The 18,617-nt window shown below is 69.1% G+C and carries 1 protein-coding gene (cut by a window edge); it reads right to left on the bottom strand.

Annotation, left to right across the window (positions count from 1 at the left end):
* On the bottom strand, nt 1–18,617 hold the start of the coding sequence (locus tag ACRWNM_RS05355) for a hypothetical protein (RefSeq protein ID WP_431964074.1). 26,401 nt of this gene lie to the left of the window's left edge; 18,617 of the gene's 45,018 nt are visible here — the first part of the coding sequence; it begins with the start codon at nt 18,615–18,617; its stop codon lies off the left edge, out of view.

The raw sequence follows: 18,617 nt of genomic DNA, 5'->3' as shown, positions 1-18,617 counted from the left end.
GGCTGGGAGTCGACATCGGACTGGGAAACCGAGCTCGAATCCGCATCCGACTGAGCGTCGGCGTCGGACTGCGCAACCGGACTCGAATCCGCATCCGGCTGGGAGTCGACATCGGACTGGGATACCGAGCTCGAATCCGCATCCGGCTGAGCGTCGGCCGCGGTGTCGGACCTGAACGCGGGCAATCCCCAATGCAGTCTGCCTCGTTCGCCGGGATCGGCCGAGCGAGCGATGTCGAAGGTGACCTCGGCGTGCTCCGCGCCCACATTGTCGACGTATTTGCGGACAGCGGCGAGCCCGGCCTCCTCGGCGACCCACGCGGGCGGGCGGGCCTCGGGATCGCGTGACTGCCTGCGCTCGGCTTTGCGATACGCCTTGTCGTAGGCGTCGGTGTAGGCGGTTTCCGCCGCCCCGCGCGGGATGAATCGGCCGTCGGCCCGCATCTCGGGGAATCGCCGGATCTCGTCGGCGAGGGTGCGGCTGAGCCGGTCCCGTGCCTCCGGGCCTTCTCGATCGGGTGCGGGCACACCTTGTTCAGCGGAGGCGACATCGGCGTCCAGACCGCGGGCGCGATCCCACTCCGCCCCGGCGTACCGGCTCGGAGACAAACCGTCGATGCGGCCGCCCAGCGCATCGAGATTCGCACGGACCGCCCGCAAGCCGGCACGATATGCGGCCGCCCAGAGCATGTCGTAGCTGATCGCGTCGTTCTTGTAGAGGATCGGCGCGACGATCTTCGACGCGGCCGAGTACGCCTCGGCGAAAGCCCATTCCAGATCGTCTTCGATCAACCGCCCGTCCTCGCGCGGCCGCTTCGCACGGTAAGGCCGCGTGCCATCGTCGAGATCTCTCATACGGCGATGGTGGTATTCCATCGCGTACGCTTCGGCCAGTCGGTCCAAGGTCGCGGCGATGTACTCGTCGCGATGCCTCGTCAGCCGTTCCTGTTGCGCGTCGACACCGAGCGCGCGCTGTTCGGCCGCGACCGCCGCGCGGATCAGAGCACCGATCTGCCCGTGCTGCGAATCGCCGACCTGGATCACCGCGCTGGTGGTGAGCGGCTCGTAACCGAGTGACCGTGCGTCGTCGTCGGCATCCGGGCGACGGACCGAAAGAGCCAGATCGTCGGTGAATCGAATGCCAACACCGTGCCGCACCAGTGTTCGGAGGACCCACGGTGCGATTCGATCTGCTTGGCTGACAAGCTTTCCGACCAGAGAATCGTGGCGGCTGCGCGTCAACTGATCGAGGCCGGATCCGGCCGGGTCGTCGGGATAGGGTGAGGTGCCGTCGACCGCCGACTCGGGAGAGTCCGCCTGCTCGGGCCGCACGAACACCGAACCCGAGTCGTCGACCTGAATGCTCGGGCGGCGCACCGTCGTGCCGTCGGTGGTCCCCGGCCGCAGTATATCGCGGCCGACCGCGTCGGCGATCTCGCCCTCGAGCCGTGCCAGCTCACCGTCCAACCGCGCGTGCCACCGCGACAGGTCGACGAGCACGGCGTCGGCGATATCGAGGTCGGCGAGACCGGGCCGTCGGCTCGCGACGCGGCGCAATTCGGCGATGATCGCTTCCCGATCGGAACCGAGATCGACAGTGTCGGAAATCTGCAAACTCCGCCGGAGCCGCCCGGCGGTCCGATCGAAATCGAACCGAATCCGCGCCTGTTCCCGCCGGATGTCCGCGTGCTCGCGGATCAAGCCCTCGACCTGACGCGCCGCGTCCGGAGTGGACGGCACATATCCGTCCGTACCATCCGGAATGACGTTGCGCTGCAGATCATCCCATTCACGACCGGCGCTGTCCCGGAGAGTCGCGCCGCCGGGAGCGAAGTCCGGCGAGTCGAACAGATCGGTCGCCAGCAGTTTCTCGATGCCCGCCTCTCGCCCGATCTCACGCAGCTGCGTCTCGGTGAGGCCGTCGTCACCTCGCCTGGCGGAGTCGATGGCGGCATCGTGCGCGGCCAGGTACTGCTGCTCCAGCGCCGTCCGATAGTTGCGCGCAGGCAACGACTCGGACGGATCTGCTTCCGGGGTACCGAAATCCTGGTGGAAGAGGGCCTGCCTGCCGAGCGCGTCCGCCTCGGCGCGCAGCCGAGCCTCGACATAGGCCTCGCGGTCCATCGCCCGGATACGCGACGGCATCACCTCGAGCCGACCCGCACGCACCGCATCCGCCAACGCCGCCGCCCGCACCACCGCGGCCGCCTGCGCCTGCTGACCACGATCGCGCGCACCGACGACGACATCCATCGTCAGCCCACCGAAGGCATCGGCACTGCCCGGCTGGCTACCGTCGAAACGCACGCCCGCGCGCATGTCCGCCAGCAGTTCGATGGACGCACGGCCGGTTTCGCTCCCACTGAGCACATCCCAGACCTCGGCGAACCCACGATCCGGCGACCCGACGAGCCACCGGTTCAGCCCGTCGGGTGCAGGGCGCGTGGCCACCGAAACCGAGGGCGGGGCAGCAGCGGAGCTCGCGCTGTCCGGCACGGCAGCGTTGTCGTCCAGCTCGGGCGACAGCGGGCTGTCGGCGTCGCGGCCGAGCGTGTCCTCAGGCAGCGAGCCGTCGCCTATTTCGGCGGTCCCGTCGATAAGTCTCTGAGCGATCTTTTCCACCAACCGATCCGGATCGGAATCGGTCATGCCCTGGAAATACCTGGCCAGCACGTCGGTGCCGCCGCCGCGCCCGGTCAGCGGCACCCGCCAGCCGCCCTTGCCGTCGTTCTCCAGGTAGATGTCCACCCGGACCGGGCCGACCTCTACCAACCTGTTGATGAACTGCGGGCTCGGCAACGGTTCGCGCACCTGCTCGAGCAGCTGCGGAATCTGCCGCGTGTGCAGGCGGTAGGCCACTGCGGCGGGATCGGTCTCCGGCAATCGTGGATTGTTCTGCGCCGCACGGAATCCCACCTTGACCAAATCGGGCTTCAGGCGCACCGGCGTCGATACCCACCGATTCTCCATCCGGAACGCGAGCCGGGCCTCGTTCTGGAGGTGGAACCCTTCCTCCCCCAGCCGGGTGATCCAGTCGACGAACCCCTCCCTGATCCTGCCCTCGGCCCGGAACCGCAGGTACTCCGACAGGAATGTGTCGACGGCGTCGGCCAGCGAGGGGTTGCGGCGCGGTCCCTCGGCCACATCGCGGGAGAGCACGACCGTGGACGGGTTGCCCTCAGGCCCCGGCGCGACTTCCAGGTATCGAATATGGTGCCCGTCCCACAGGGCGTCGCGCAGCGCCGGGTGGTCGCGGCTCACCTGGTCCAGTGCATCGAGGTGCCCGCCCTTCGGTGCGATCACCAGCAACTCGGTCGTGCCCGACTCCGACTGGAACCGCAGCACATTCGGGCTCAACTGTTCACCGTCGGCGCGCTCGGCCAGCTTGTCGTCGAGGACACGCCGCACCAGGTCGTCGGCGACCGGTTCCGCCTGCTGCGCTGAATCCGGCTCGGGTACATCGGCAGTGGGGTCGATGCGCGGCGAGCCCCAGTACAGACCGTCCTGTTCGATCGAGTCAGCCGAACGGACGACGTCGAAGGCGATCTCGGCGCGCTGGGCGCCCACCTTCTCCACGTACTTGCGAACGGCGGCGAGACCGGCCGCCTCGGCGACCGTCTGCGGCGAACGCGCCTGGGGATCGCTCGCGAGGGCGCGCTCGGCCTTGCGATGCGCCTCGTCATAGGCCGCCGTGTACGCGGTCTCGGCCGGGCCGTATGGGATGTAGTGACCCTCGGCCCGTTTCTCCGGGAATCCCCGGATCTCGTCGACGTATCGGCGGGCCTGCTGGTCGAGCGCCTGCGGGCTGTCGTCGGCGACCGGCGCGAGCTCCGCTTCGCCCTCGGGCGCGAGATCGGGTCGAAGTCCACGGGCCCGGTCCCACTCCGCCCCGGCATATTCGGCGGGAGTCAGCCCGTCGATGCGCAATCCAGATGCCTCGATGGCCGCGCGGACGGCCCGCAGACCCGCGCGGTAGGCGGCGGCGTCCAGCATGTCCCGGCCCACCGCGCTGTTCTTGCCGTAGATCTGCTCGGCGATCTTCCTCGCCTCGGTGAACGCGTCGAGAAACGCCAGTTCCAGTGGATCGTCGATGTGCCGCCCGCCCTTACGGCGCGTCGGACGGGAGTAGTAGTCCGCTTCGCCGGCAATGGCGGCGGCGACCCGCCGGTACTGGAAGTCCATCGCGTACGCGGCGGCCATGCGGTCCAACTCGGCCGCGATGTAGTCGTTTCGGTGCAGCGACAACCGGTCCGGCGCCCGATCCGCGCCACGGGCATGCAATCCGGCCGCGACCGCGGCGCGTACCAGCGCCGCCACCTGAGTCGGCGCGCCGTCGTAGTACTGGAGGACAACGGTATTCGTCGCCCGATCGTGGACCGGCACCGGTTCGTCCCCGTCCGACCGCGCGATCATCGCGGCGGGATCATCGGTGTAGCGGATCTGCACACCATGCCGTGCCAGAGCGGCTGCCGCCCACTCGCCGATCTGCCCGGCGCCGCGCCGCAGATCGAACAACAACCTTTTGTTGCGCGGGGCGGTGAGGTTCTCCAGCCCGTCCGGTTTGGCGGCATCGGGGTCGACCGGCACGGTCCGCTGTCCGGACTCGGCAGTTTCCGGTGTGCTCGCGTCCGGTCGGCGCACGAACACCGCACCCGATTCGTCGAGATGGACACGGGGACGTCGGACCCCCTGGCCGCCGTCCTGGGTAGGTTGCGGCAGGTCGCGACCGATGGCGTCGGCGATCTCGCCCTCCAGCCGTGCCCGCTCGTCGTCCAACCGGGCATGCCACTGGGATAGGTCGGTGAGCAACGCGTTGACGACGAAACCGTCGCCGCCGAGCGCTTGCTTCTGCGCGATGCTCCGCAGTTCGGCGATGATCGATGCCTGATCGGATCCGAGATCGAAGTCGTCGGGAATCTGCATATACCGGCGGCGCTGCTCGACCGTCTGATCGAAGGAGAACTGGACGAGCGCCTGCGCTCGCCGGACGTCCGCGTGCTCGCGGATCAGGCCCTCGACCCGGCGCGCTGCCTCCGGGGTGGACGGCACATACTCGTCCGTCCCTTCGGGAACGACGATGCGTTGCACGGCATCCCACTCACCACCGGCGATGTCACCGAGACGCACGCCGCTGTCGGTGAGATACGGCGAGTCGAACAAGTCGGTCGCCAGCAGCGCCTTGACGCCTGCCTCGCGAGCGATCGCCCGGTGCCGCTCCACGTCCAGATCTCCGCTGGGCCGCCGGGCGGCGGCGAGGGCGGAGTCGTACGCGGCCAGATATCGCTGCTCCAACTCCCTCCGGTAGTTGCGGTCCACCAGTGATTCGGATGGGCCGACTTCGGGAGTGCCGAAATCCCGGTGGAACAGCGCCTGCCTGCCGAATGCGTCGGCCTCGGCGCGCAGCCGGGTGGCGATATAGGCCTCCCGCTTCATCGCCCGGATACGCGATGGCGTCACCTCGAGCTGCCCGGTGCGCACCGCGGCCGCCAACGCCGCCGCCCGCACCACCGCCGCGGCCTGCGCCTGCTGGCCGCGATCGCGCGCACCGACGACGATGTCCATCGTCGCACCATCGAAGCTGTCGGCACTGCCCGGCCGCCCGCCGTCGAAACGCACGCCCGCACGCATTTCGGCGAGCAGTTCGATTGCTGCACGGCCTGTTTCGCTGCCGCGGAGCACCTCCAAGACCTCGGCGTACCGACGATCCGGGACGGTGGCGCGCCACGAGCTCAGTCCATCGGGCTCGGAGTGCGCGGCCACGGGGACCGACGGAGAAGCGTCGGCAGCCTCGGCGACGATGTCATCCGCCGCGGAGTCGGCGGGGCTCGCGCCGTCCGGAACGGACCCGTCGCCGAGCGGCTCGGGTGTCCTGCTCGCACGTGGGTTGCCCCAGTGCGCGTCGTCGGAGTCGTCCGTGCGAGCGGCCCGCACGACGTCGACGATCAGCTCGGCGTTGTCGATTCCCACCTTGTCGACGTGGCGGCGGATCGCAAGCTCTCCGGCCTCTCTGGCGACCGATTCCGGTGGCCGCGAGGACTTCTTGCGTACCAGTGCCCGCTCGGCTTTGCGGTGCGCGCGGTCGTAGGCGTCGGAGTACACCTCTTCCATCGGGCTGCGTGGGATGCCCGAGCCCTCGCCGTCGGCACGCAGTTCACGCACCTGCTCGAGCTCCGCCACCAGGGCGTGGATGCGCCGCCTCGGCGGGGCGGGTGCGTCCGTCTCGGCGAGCGGCACGGCCGGGCCAGGGGTGATGCCGTGCGCGCGATACCACTGATCGGAGAACCGCTGGGTGAAGTTCCGGCCGTCGACTTCGGGCACCAGCTCGTCGAGGTTGTCGCGCACCGCCCGGACGGCGGCTCGATGGGAGGCGGCATCGAGCAGCTGGCCGGTGATCGCCGGGTCATTGCGGTAGGCCTTGGCGAGGACATCGCCTGCCCGATCGAACGCCCGGAGGTAGGCCTTCGCCAACGAACCGGCCATGGACCCGATCATGTTCCCATCGGTGAACTGGTGGTTCGCCGCGAATCCCAGCGCCGCGGCGTCGGCCTGGTGATCCAGCATCAGGTCGATGTACTCCGTGCGCGACATGCGGAGTTGCGGTATCGGCCCGTGGGGCGACGTGGCATGCAGCTCGGCGAGGCGGGCGGCGCGGACCAGCGCGACGGCCCGCTGGCGCGGATTGTCGCTTTCGCGCAGAACCACCGTGTTCGTCGACGGGTCGTAGGATTCCTCCAGCCCCACCTCCACGTGGTCCCGGCTGGCGGAATACGAGCGCGGTTCGGAGGTGTAGAGCACCCGCACACCGTGGCGCCGCAGCATCTGGGCCGCCCATCGACCGATGTCGTGGCGGTGATCCCCGAGCACCGCGGCGACCCGATCCGAGGCCTTCGCCACCAGATCCGCCAATTCCGTTGGCGCGGCGTCGTCCTCGAGACGAACTGCGCGCGCATCCGAGTCCGAAGGTGGCGGCGGCAGGTCCACATCCGCGTGGGCGTCGCCGTCGCTGCCGAGGAACACGACGCCGCCCTCGGTCACGTGGAGCGTGATCGGCTCCTCGGCGCCGAGATCTCGCCGGACCGCCGCGGCGAGGTCGTCGCCGAGCGCGCGGCGCCGCTCGGTCAGTTCGCCATGGCGTGCGGTCAGTTCGGCGAGCACGGCCAGGTCGATGTGGGCACCGATCTTGCGCGGGCCATCGGGCCCATGCAACTGCGCCGACACGTCCTGCCGATCGAGCGTGTCCGCGTCCCCGCGCAGCCGCGAGACATCGCCCAATCGCCCGGCCACGCGATCCCAATCCGCCTCGACCCGGGCGAGTTCGCGTTCGACGGCTGCGCGCTTCCTGCCGATATCCTCCAGTGCCCGCGCCGCGTCCCGCGTGGTCGGCGCGTATTCGCGCAGCCCGTCCGGTGCAGTGATGCGGTGCTGGGCGTCCCAGAACTCGGCCGCGGCATCCCGGTGGGCGCGTGCGGGTCCGGAACCGTCCGGTGCGTCGAATTCGCCGCTCGCCAGCAGTGCGTCGACGCCGACCTGCCGCGCTCGTTCGAGCAGAGCAGGATCGATCTCCGAATCAGGCTGTCGCGCGGCGATTTCGGCATCGAAGGCGGACAGGTAGGTCGCCTCCAGCCGCTGCCGCGCGGCCGGGTCGGTGACCGGATCGGCCGCGGTGTCGTATCCGGCCAGCTCGAGTTCACGATGGAACTCGGCCTGCCTGCCCAGTGCCAGCGCTTCGGCGCGGACGCGCGCGGCGATGAAGTCGGACCGATCCTGGGCGCGCACGCGCGAGGGCGTGACCTCCAGCAGACCGGTCCGCACGGCGTCGGCGAGCGTCGCTGCGCGGACGACGGCGGCGGCCTGGGCGGGATGGCTGCGATCCCGCGCCCCGACCGACACCTCCATCGTCCTGCCGTCGAACACGTCGACGGATCCGTCCGCGTCGAAACGCACGTCGGCGTTCAGGTCGCGCAACGCCGCCGCCGCATCGCGACCGACGGCACTGAACCCGAGCACCCCTTGTACATCGTTCTCACCGGGAAGACCTGGGCGCAATGTCCACGAATCTCGCAGTGCCCCATTAATTTCCGCCTGGTGATCAGCGTCGTGGCGGAACTCCGGACGGCCCGCGGGCGGGGTGGAGTGCTGGTCGTCCGAGGCGGCGGCGGGCCCGCCGTGCGCTTCCCGCCACGCCTGATCGTAGAACTCGGCGTTGGTCGGATCGGAGCCCGCGGGGCGATGCGCCGCTACGTGCGGGCGCAGCGCGTCGAAACCGGCCTGGTTCGCGATCCGATCCAATTCGTCGGCGGGGCCGCCGATCTCGTTCGCCGCGTCCTCGCGCGCCTTACGGTAGGCATCGAGGTAGACGTGATCGGTCGCGGTGAGTTCCACCGCGCCACGCAACTGCACGGCCGCGACGATCTCCCAGACGCGGGCCGAGGTCTCCTCGTCGATCTTGCGATCGACGTAATCCTGTCGCTCCGAACGCATCCGGTCACGGGCGTCGACCGCGGCATCCTGCCTGCCCGCGAACTCGGCGTGCATCGCGCCGCTCACGATCGCGCGCATGTGCTCACCGTCGGTGGCGCCCGCGTCGATGGCCAGCACCCGCCGCGAGGGGTAGTACCGCACCGGACCGCCGGAACTGTGCTCGATCGTGACGCCGTGACGACGCAGGGTTTCCAGCGCCCACCCGCCGACCGCGCTGTTCGACAGCGCCGCCAGGATCGGCTCGAGTCGCTGCCTCGTCGCGGCGGCGGCCAGATCCGGTTCCTCGACGACCCTGTCGGAGGATTCGAACACCCGCGGATCTATCGAGTCGACCGTGCGTGCTCGGACCTGGCCGAATTCATCGACGCCGAGCGAGATGTGCTCGAATTCGACCGGACCGCCGCGCATGAGCGCGCGAACCCGTGGATCGGCCGCCGCGGCATTGCGAAGGGCCTGGTGCTGGAAGGACTCACCGGCGATGACGATCCGGTTCGGCCTGCCGGGAGCATGGACGTAGTGGTCGCCGAGCGGGCGCGCGCCGGGAGCATGGGCGGCCAGCACTTCGCGGGCGGCCAACGCGGTCACGCGATCGGCCTGCTGGTCGAAGTCCGTCTGCGCGTTCTCCCGCCGCACCGTCAGATCGGTCAGGGAAAGCAGATCGTGCGCGGTGCGCCGCAGCTCGGCCAACCGCTCGGGCGTGATCGATGGATCGGCCATCTCGTCGCGAACCGGCCCGAGACGCGCGGTGAGCTCCCGGTACAACGAGTCGGCGTCGAGGTGCGCGGCGATACCGTATTCGCCCGCCCTGCTGTTCAGTTCGTCGGTGATGTCGACCAGATCGCGCTGCGCCCGGCCGCGGTCCACCGCACCAGCCCGCAAGGCCGCGGCCGCCTCCGGTGACGGTTCCCGCGTGATCTGCGCGTCGTAGAACCCGGCGTGATCGGTACGGGCGCTGTCCCATTCGGCACCGTAGTACTCGGCATAGTTCCTGCCGTTCGGCCAGACATGGGTTCTGATCTCGTCGATCAACGCCTCGGCCGCGCGGTCGTGCGCTCGACGCAGGCCGTCGGCATCGACGGATTGCGCTGTGCCGCTGTCCGATGCGAGCGCCGCGTCGAATGCCGCGTCGTAGATGTCTTCGAGGTAGTGCCGGTCGCCGAAGTATCCACCGAGCTGTTCGTCGGCGCGGAACTCGCGGGCGAGCTGGATCCACCGCGCTACCGCCGCCGCCTCCTCGGCGACCATGGTGCGGATGAACGTCGCACGGTCCATGCCGAGATGGCCGGACTCGCCGCGTACATACCGCTCGGCGTGCACCGACTCGTGCGCCAACGACAAGGCCTGACGCACCTGATCACGGGTGCCGGTGTACACCGTGGCCGTCAACGAGTCGGCGGCGAACCCACCGCTGCGCCGATCCGCGGCCGCCCGTTCGTATTGCACCCGTATCGACGAATCGTCCAGCACTCGAAGCACATCCGCGCCGGTCTCCGTTCCGCGCAACAACGCTCGCACCTGATCGGCGTGCGAGTCGAGCGAGCGGCCGATACGCACCGGCGAATCCGCCGTCGGCAGATACCCGGCGCCCTTTCCCCGGATGGGATGCACAGGGTTGCCCTGTGAATCGAGGATGATGGCGTACGTACCGTGCAACTCCCGCGGAATCGATGGCGGGAAGCCGTGCTCCTCCTCCTTGCCGGGATCCCGAACGGTCAAACCGTCGGTCCCCGGTCCGAGCGCATAGGCGTGGGCACCGACACCGAATTCGTCCAGGGGACCGGAATACTCGTCGATGACCAGCGCCCAGCCCCCTTCCGGGATCGCCCGGCGGATCGCGTCATGATCGGCGTAGGACCGCAGCTGGCCACCCGCGGCTTCCTGCACCTCCGCCCGCGACATGCCATCGAGCCCGACCGGACCGTTCGGCGGCTCGATCGTCGTGCTGCCGGTCATCCGCTTGATCAGGCGCAGCGCGAGTTCGGCGCAGCGGCCGCGGTTCGCCTCGGAGGTGTGCGGGGCGCCGACATCGGAATGCTCGACGAACTGCGCATCATCGGCGTCCTGATAGACGTCGGCGACATCCGGCGAGTCGTCATCCGAATGCTCGACGAACTCCGCGTCATCGGCGTCCTGATAGACGTCGGCGACATCCGGCGAGTCGTCATCCGAATGCTCGACGAACTCCGCATCATCGACATGCTGGTGGATATCGGTATCGGGGAGGGCGGTCGCGACCGTGCCGTCGGCAACCACGCCGTTCGCGTCGTTCCAATCCCTGGTGTAGACGCCGACGTAGTCGGTGATCCCACCGTCGTAAGTCTCGAGATACGTCCGGATCGCTGCCGCACCGAAGTCGAGCGCCGGGTCCCGCATCGGATCATCGAGGCGCCGCGGCCGCGACAACTCGGTCATCCGATTCAGGGCCCGACGCGCCATCCCGGGACGTGCGGCATCGCTCGCGCCTTCCAGATCGCCGACCGGAACGACGTGTCCACCGGCCCGCAACTGTTTGACGAACTCTGCCTCCAGCGCGTGCGCGCGGCTCTCCTGCCGGACCATCGCGTCGACGTAGTCGCCACGCTGCGTCGTCAACGGATGCGGTGACAATCCCTCCGCGGCATCACGCAAGTGGGCGGCGGCGTGCACCATGTCGATGGCCTGCCGGACCTCCGAGGTCCCGTAGCCGAGAACGAGCGTCCTACGCTCCGGGTAATAGCGCGGCTCGACGTCCAGTTCGTGCACCACGCGAACGTTGTTGCGCCGAAGCATGTCATCGGCCCACGCGCCGATCTCGCTGCTCTCCAGCAGATGCCGGACCCGCGCGATCCGATCCGCCGACATCTCGCCCGCGGAATCACCCGGCATCCCCACCGATACGGCGGGCTCGTCCTCGGAAGTCCAATTCAACGCTTCATCGACGACGTCGGGACCTGCGTCGCGACGAAGCGATGTCACCTCGACATTCGCGTCCGGCCCCGGCTCTCCGACCTCGATCAGCCGCAGATCCAGATCGGGATGACGCAGCGCGGCCTCGAGATCCGGGCGGCCCGCCAATGCCCCCGCGAGCGCGGCGCCGTGCTCGCGCTCGAGCGCGACGACGACCACCCGAGGCGGCTCTCCCGCGACCAGCGCGACGTGCGGGGTGATCGTCTCCGCCCCGTCGAGTCCGGTCTCCTCGAGTTCGGACGCGAGCACATCCCTGGCCACCGCGGCATTCGCGGCGGTGTCGGCACGGTTGATCAACTCACCCTGCAGGTGATACTGATCGCCGAGATCGGACAACAATCGAAGCTTCAGTTCACGTCCGAGCAGCTCGGCGCGCCGTCGCTCCCTCGCCGCGTCGGGCAGCATGTCCCGGCCGACATCGGCTCGATCCACACCGAGCCGTGCGGCCAGCTCGGCCAATTCCCGCTCGTTCGCCTCGCGCAGCCTCGGCAGCGTCTCCGCGCGCAGTTCCGGGTCGATGGTCTCGACGGTGTTGATGTAGAGACTGCTTGCGAGATCGTTGATCTGCCCCGCCAGCTCCATCCGACGCCGTTGGGCGACGACCCGCCGTGTCGCGTTCTCGGAGACCTCCGCCTCCACTTCGAGCGAACTCCACCCGTGCACATCGGACCCGCCGGTCATGACGTCGTCCCATGCGGCGCCGTAGTACTCGACGTAGTTGTTGCCATCCGCCCACCGATAGGTGGCGATGTACTCCGCGATGGCGGCCGCGCCTGCTTCCCGTGCGCGGGTCAGGATCTCCTCGTCGGTGAGGCCGAGGCCGGCGCGCGACGCCTGCGCTGCCCTGGCGTCGTAGGCCGCGAGGTAGCGCTCGGCGGGCCGGATATCGTCGTCGACTGCGTAACCGAGCGTGCGTAGTTCGCGAGCGAACTCGAACTCCCGTCCGGCCGCGAGGGCTTCCTCGCGGACCATCGACGCGATGTACTCGTCCCGGCCCAGCATGCGAATCCGATTCAACCGGTTGCTGGTTTCGCCGTCCCACGCCATCTGCGCGTGTACGCCTTCGTGCACCAGCGTCAGCGCCTGACGAAGGAGATCCCGTTCAGTGGCGCGGACTTCGGCGACAACCGATTCCGAGTCGTACGTGCCATCGGCGAACTCGCTGGTCATCTGGTGCCTGAAATCGACCGCGATGTCGCCGTCCCCCAGTACGGCGAGGATTTCTCTGCCTACTCTGGTCAGCTCCAGCAGCGAAGTGACCTGATCGGAGTGTGCGCCGAGCGAAAGGCCGATGCGCACTGGCAGATCCACGGCCGGGTGGAGGCCGGATCCGTCTGTCGCGATGGGGTGCACCGGAACGCCGCAGTCGTCGAACAGGATCATATGGGTCGAGCCGATATCGGAAGGCAGCCTCGGCGGGTAACCCCGCACGGTGCTCGCGCCCGCGTCGTACACCACGACGCCGTCCTTCTCGCGCCTGAGCACATAGGCATGAGCACCGACACCGTGCTCATCCACCGGACCGGTATAGGCATCGACCACCAAGGCCGAAGACCCCTCCGGCATGTCCAGCAGCGCCCGCGCGATCTCGTCGTGATCGGACACCGTGCGCAGCTGCCCACCCGCCGCGGCCTGCACCTCGGCCGCGGTCATTCCGGCCGGCCCGACAGCCCCTGACGGCAGCCTGATCACCGAACTGCCGGTCAATGCCTTGATCAACCGCAACGACAGCTCCGCGCAACGACCACGATTGCGCTCTGCCACCGCACGCGACGCGGACTCCGGCGACCGCCCACTGGCGGAACCCGAGTCATCTCGCTGCGGGGGTGCGTCGGCCAGCTGGGCGATGGTGGCGGCGAAATCACGGGTTTCCGCGCGCAGCCTGGTCAACGTTTCGGCGACGCCGCGATCGGTGGCGAGATCGACGGCGGACACTTCGAGCGCACCGGCCCAGTGGGCGAGTTCCGCGGCGCTCAGGTCCAGGTCGGCGGAGTCGATCGGGGACCGGATCGCGAGGGCGAGAGCCTCGATCGCGCCTGCGCGCAACAGTGTTCGAGCCTGCTGCTCGGCAATCGCCGCCTCGAGCAGTGCCTGAAGCGGCGCGTCGAGGGGCACATTCATCTGACGAAGCAGCCACGCCTGCGTCAATTCGGGCGGCAATGGTCGCGGTACAAAGGTTTCCGGTGATGGTGACGCGACATCGGGTCGCGATCCCGGATCCGGCGACATTTGCGGCGACGGCGCGACCCGCTGTGCCAGATCTGCCAGTGCCCGCAACGGATCCGCGGCATTGGACAGCGAATCCCCCAGCCCGAGACGGGTGGACAGATCGTTGACGTAAGCGCGCTCGGGGTCGGTCAGCGGATCCGGGCTCTGTCGCTCGGGTGTCCGCGTTTCGTCGAGGTGGCGCCGCAGCGCGGCCATCGGATCGGCGGGATCGCTCGTGCCCGCTCGCGGCGGCATCTGCCGATCGAGATCGTCGTTCTGCGCGCCGCTTCCGGCCGCGAGCCCATGCCTGCCTTCGTCGCCGAGCGGACGTGTGGCGATGCCGTTCTTGTTGTAGAAGATGCCCCAGGTGGCCTTCGCGTTCGGCACCTTGGTGGGATCGAACTCGAACGGGTCCGGTTGCCGGAGCGGGTCATACACCATGACCTTTTCGGTGTCGGCGTCCCAGTACATGGTGAACGCGTGCGCGCCCGGTTCGCCGTCGGGGACGCTACCGCGCTGCTGATTGATGACGATCACGGCGGACTTGCCGCGCATGTACCGCAGCGCGTCGGCGATCGCGTGCTGCCCCGTCCGCTTGCGTCCGGGCCCCAGCAGGTTCAATGCGGCGAGGCGCCCTCGCCTCCACAACGGAGTCAGCTGGGCATCGGCATGCCGCTCCATATCGCGCCAGTCCATGCCGTCCGGGCCGACACTGTCCGGCGCCGGAACAGTGATGGCGGGGTTGCCGGTGACCTGGGCCGCCTTCCACAGCGCCTGTGGTCCGCAGCCATTCTCGGTCACGTCCGGACGTGGCGAATTCGGTTGCGACGGATCGACATCCGGCAGGTACGGTGCCGTCCCCGCCCCGTTGGACTCGATATCGGACACCCGGTACATGGTGTCGACCGGAACCCCTCGCGGCGGCCTCGATCCCTGGGGTTCCGGCGCGTTCCACTGGTGGTAGAGCCCGTTGGTCTCATCGGGCACGAACACTCGCACGTCGTCGCCGAAGTGCTTCGACGGTAGAATCGGATCTCCCGGCGTGCCGACCAGCGCGATATCGCCGACCAGGCCCGACAACCGGCCCTTGCGGCCCGCGGCCGCCGCGACGTCGACACCGTAGCCGCCCGCGATGATCCTGACGGACGGCTTGTCCCCCGCCACCGCCCTGGTCGCGTCGAGGATCGCGATATCGCGCCGCAGCAGCTCCGCCGCCTTCTTCGCACGCCAGTTCACCATCGCCGATGCCCGACCCGGTGTGTCGTAACCGAGCCAGGCAATGGATGCCAGCGAGTCTCCCGCGCGCAGGCGGCCCGTGGCCGCGGCGTGCCTGGCGGCGGTGTCCTGGAGGACTGCGCCGAGATCCGCCACAGTCGCGTCCCTGCCCTGCACATGCAACGACACCAGCGTCGCCGTGTCCGGGTTGCCGAACGCGACGAGCGCCCTGCCCTTTCCACCGAAGGCACTCGGATCGTAGGCGAGCACGCGCACCGGCAGGTTCGGATCGATCCGCGCGGCCCGCAGTTGTGCCTGCCGCAAGTCGGCGACCGTGCGCCTCAGGTTGCGCAGTCGCTCACGTTCCTGGCGGTTCAGGCTGTCGCGTGCGCTGAGATCCGCGATATCCTGGGCGATCTGCAACCGGTTGGCGGTGTCGGCGGAATGCGAGTCGATGCCGGGTGCTCTGCCGATCACATCCGGATACGCACGAATCAGGGCGGCCCGTTCGGCGTCGGTCAGCGCGTTCCACCGCCGGGAGTTCTTGTCCGCCTGCGCCGCGGCATCGTCGTCGGTGGCGGGATTGGCGTCGGAATCGCCGAGCAGCAGATCCTGCGCACGCAGACCCGGCTCCATCCGATTCAGGATGGCGTCGGCCTCGTCGATCTCCGCGCGGGTCGCCTCGCGGCTGTCGTCGGGTAGGACACGCCGCGGGTCACGGGTGTTGGTGTTGTCGGAGTCCGCGTCAGAATCGTTGTCTGCGTCGGGATCTGTGTCGGCGTCAGGATCCGGATCCGCGTCGGGATCCGTGTCGGCGTCGGCGTCAGGGTCCGTGTCCGCATCGGAGTCTGCGTCTGGATCGGTATCGAGGTCGGCGTCGGCATCCGAATCGGCATCGGCATCTGCATCTGCATCAGCGTCCGTGTCGGCATCGGCATCGGCGTCCGTGTCGGCATCGGCATCGGCATCGGCGTCCGTGTCGACATCGAGGTCGGTGTCGACGTCCGTATCCGTGTCCGTGTCCGTGTCCGCGCCGGAGTCTGCGTCTGGATCGGTATCAGTATCGGAGTCGGCATCCGAATCGGCATCCGCGTCATCGGCGGTATTCGCATCGGGATTGGCGCCCGCATCGGCATCGGTGTCCGCGCCAGCGTCGAGTGCGGCGGCCGCATTGGCGGCGGAGTCCGCGCCAGCGTCGAGTGCGGCGGCCGCATTGGCGGCGGAGTCCGCGACAGGCACACTGTCGGGATCGAGATCCGGATCCAGATCGGGGTCGCGGTCGGGGTTCGGCCGCGTATCGGGGGCGGCATTCGAACTCGTGTCGGGCTCGGCAGCCGCCCGATCGCCGTCGGTGGTCGGGCGTGAACTGCTCGGGGCGGGTCCCGGTCGGCCGGGCGATGCGGGCGGCAGCGGGGGCAGCGCGAGGGCAGCCGGGGCCGGGTCCACGGCGTTAGCGTCGTCCTGATCGGCCGCGTCGTCCGTATCTCGCTGTCGAGAAATCGAATCCGCCGTGCCGTCCGGCGGTGTCGGCGCCGGGTCGGGCGAAACCAGGTCGGCAGGGCCGACCTGCACCTGCTGCTGATCGACGCTCGACGCGGCGGCCTCCGCGTCCGCCTCCGATCGGGACTGCGGCGCTTCGGAATCCGTGATTCGCGCCTGAACCGGTCCGGCCTGGTCCGTCGACGCGCCGGGAACACCGGCCGCCCGGGCCGGGCCCGCGCCGACCTCCGGCGAGCCCTCGCCGGTCGGCGCCGCGCCGACCGTATCGGGCGGGACGGCGCGCGTAGTGCCATCCAGCGCGGTGGAGTTCCCTTGTGCATGGGCGGGCCGGGAAGCACCCGACGCGGGGGCGCTACCGGACTGCGGCACCGGAGCAGCGGACGAGGTGGGCGACGAGGACGCCAGCGACGATGCGCCGGGGGCGACGTTCGAGGCCGTCGGCCCGGCGACAGCGGGCGTCGAACCGGAAACGGCCGCACCGGGGGCACCGGCAACCGCCGGCGCACCGGGCGTGCCCACCCCGACCGATCCGGCGTTCACGGGAGTGACGCCAGGCGTCTGCGCCGCGGGCGACGCTCCGCCGACAGCGGCCCCGGTCGTACCGGTACCGGACATGGGCGTCCCCGAATCGGTGACGCCGGCAGCCGAAGTTTCCCGGGTGGAGCCGTCGGCTACGCGGTGGCCATCCGCAGCTGAATTACCGTCCGGCGCAATCGAATCCGAACCAACAGAGGCGGGCTGACCCGTGTGCGCGGCGGTATCCGCGCCCGTATGTGCCGAGCCCCCGCCCGCTTGTGCGGAATCGGTGCCAACTTGCGCGGATTCTCCGCTCGGCGCGACCGAATGCGCGCCCGCTGCGGGGGCGCTGCTGTTCTGTACGGCGGAATCACCGGTCGAGGTGTTCGCATCACCCTCGTTGGCACCGGAATTCGCATTGCCTTGACCGGAAGTGGCCGGGGCAGCGCTCTGCTGGCTCGCCGCCGAGTCACCACCGGCCTCGCTCGAGCCCACCGGTCCGGCATCGGAAGTACCTGCGTTTCCGGCATATTGGCTGGTGTCGGCCGACGCCGGTGTGGTGTTCGGAGTTCCAGCACCACTACCGCCATTGGCATTGGCTCCGGCGCCATTCGCTCCGGCGCCGTTGGTCCCAGCTCCATTCGCCCCGCCGCCGTTCGTTCCACCACCGTCGGCACCGGCACCGTTGACGTCCGGTGCGGGAACCGGGGACGTACCGTCAGGTCCGGAGCCGGGCAGGGTGCCAACCCGGACCGGCTCCTGGTTGAAGTTGATCGGCCCGTTGTGCTGGGTCTGGCCCCTGGCACCATGAATACCGCTCGGCCCCGCACCGGAGAGCGCGCCACCGACGAATGAACGCGGATCCCAGTTCCCTGTCGCCAACGCCGCGACAAAAGCGCCGGCAAGACCCGCACCCGTACCAACGATCGACCCGCCGATGAACCCACGGACGCCGTTGTTGTTCATCAGACTGGGCGCGATCCGGCCCATCGCGCGGTTCAATCCGAAACCCGCACCACCACCGCCACCACCGGCCAGCGCGGAGACCCAGGCGTTCTCCCAGATCGCGCCCGTATCCCAGCCCTGGCTGTTCAGACCCTCGGCGATGACGATGCCCTGCACCGCCACCTCTTGCGCGGTGCCCTGGAAGACCTCGACGATCGCTTCCTGGACGATCTCGTAGACGACCTTCGTCACCACTCGCTTCGCCGCATCCGACAAGAAAGTCCTGGCGAGCATGCTGGCGATCCGACCCTCCAACCACCGCGCCATCTGCTGGAACACAAGCCGCGTCGCCGCGATCGCCCCGGCCTCGGCAAGCGGCGCCGCTGGGCCGCTGAAAAGCGCCAAAGCCATCTCGGCAGCCAACCAACCGAGAGAAATGATCGCGTTCAGGTGATTCGCATGAACCGCACCGGCGAAATCGTCGACCGAAATCGCCAGATCCTTGAACGAGTTGCCCATCAACTCGATCGAACCGTGCTCGGGCTTCCCGCCTTTGGGTGTGTCGTCATGAATCACCGCCCGCAACGAATCGGCGACCTGCTGCCCACCATCACCCAGCGGATACGCGTTGACCACCGCCGCCGCGGCGGTATCCGCCTCCGCTATCGCCTCATTGAGGATCTCATCAGCGATATCTCGCAGCGCCGCGGAAATCTTGACCACGTCGTCGGGATCGACGCGCGTGATCTCCGAACCCGCTACCCACTCGAGCCAAGCGAGCTCCGGCGGGATCGTCCAATAACCCAT

Source organism: Nocardia sp. bgisy134, from assembly GCF_965341865.1.
Lineage (GTDB): Bacteria > Actinomycetota > Actinomycetes > Mycobacteriales > Mycobacteriaceae > Nocardia.
The sequence above is the reverse complement of the archived record's forward strand: the minus strand, read 5'-3'. Positions and strand labels throughout refer to the sequence as shown.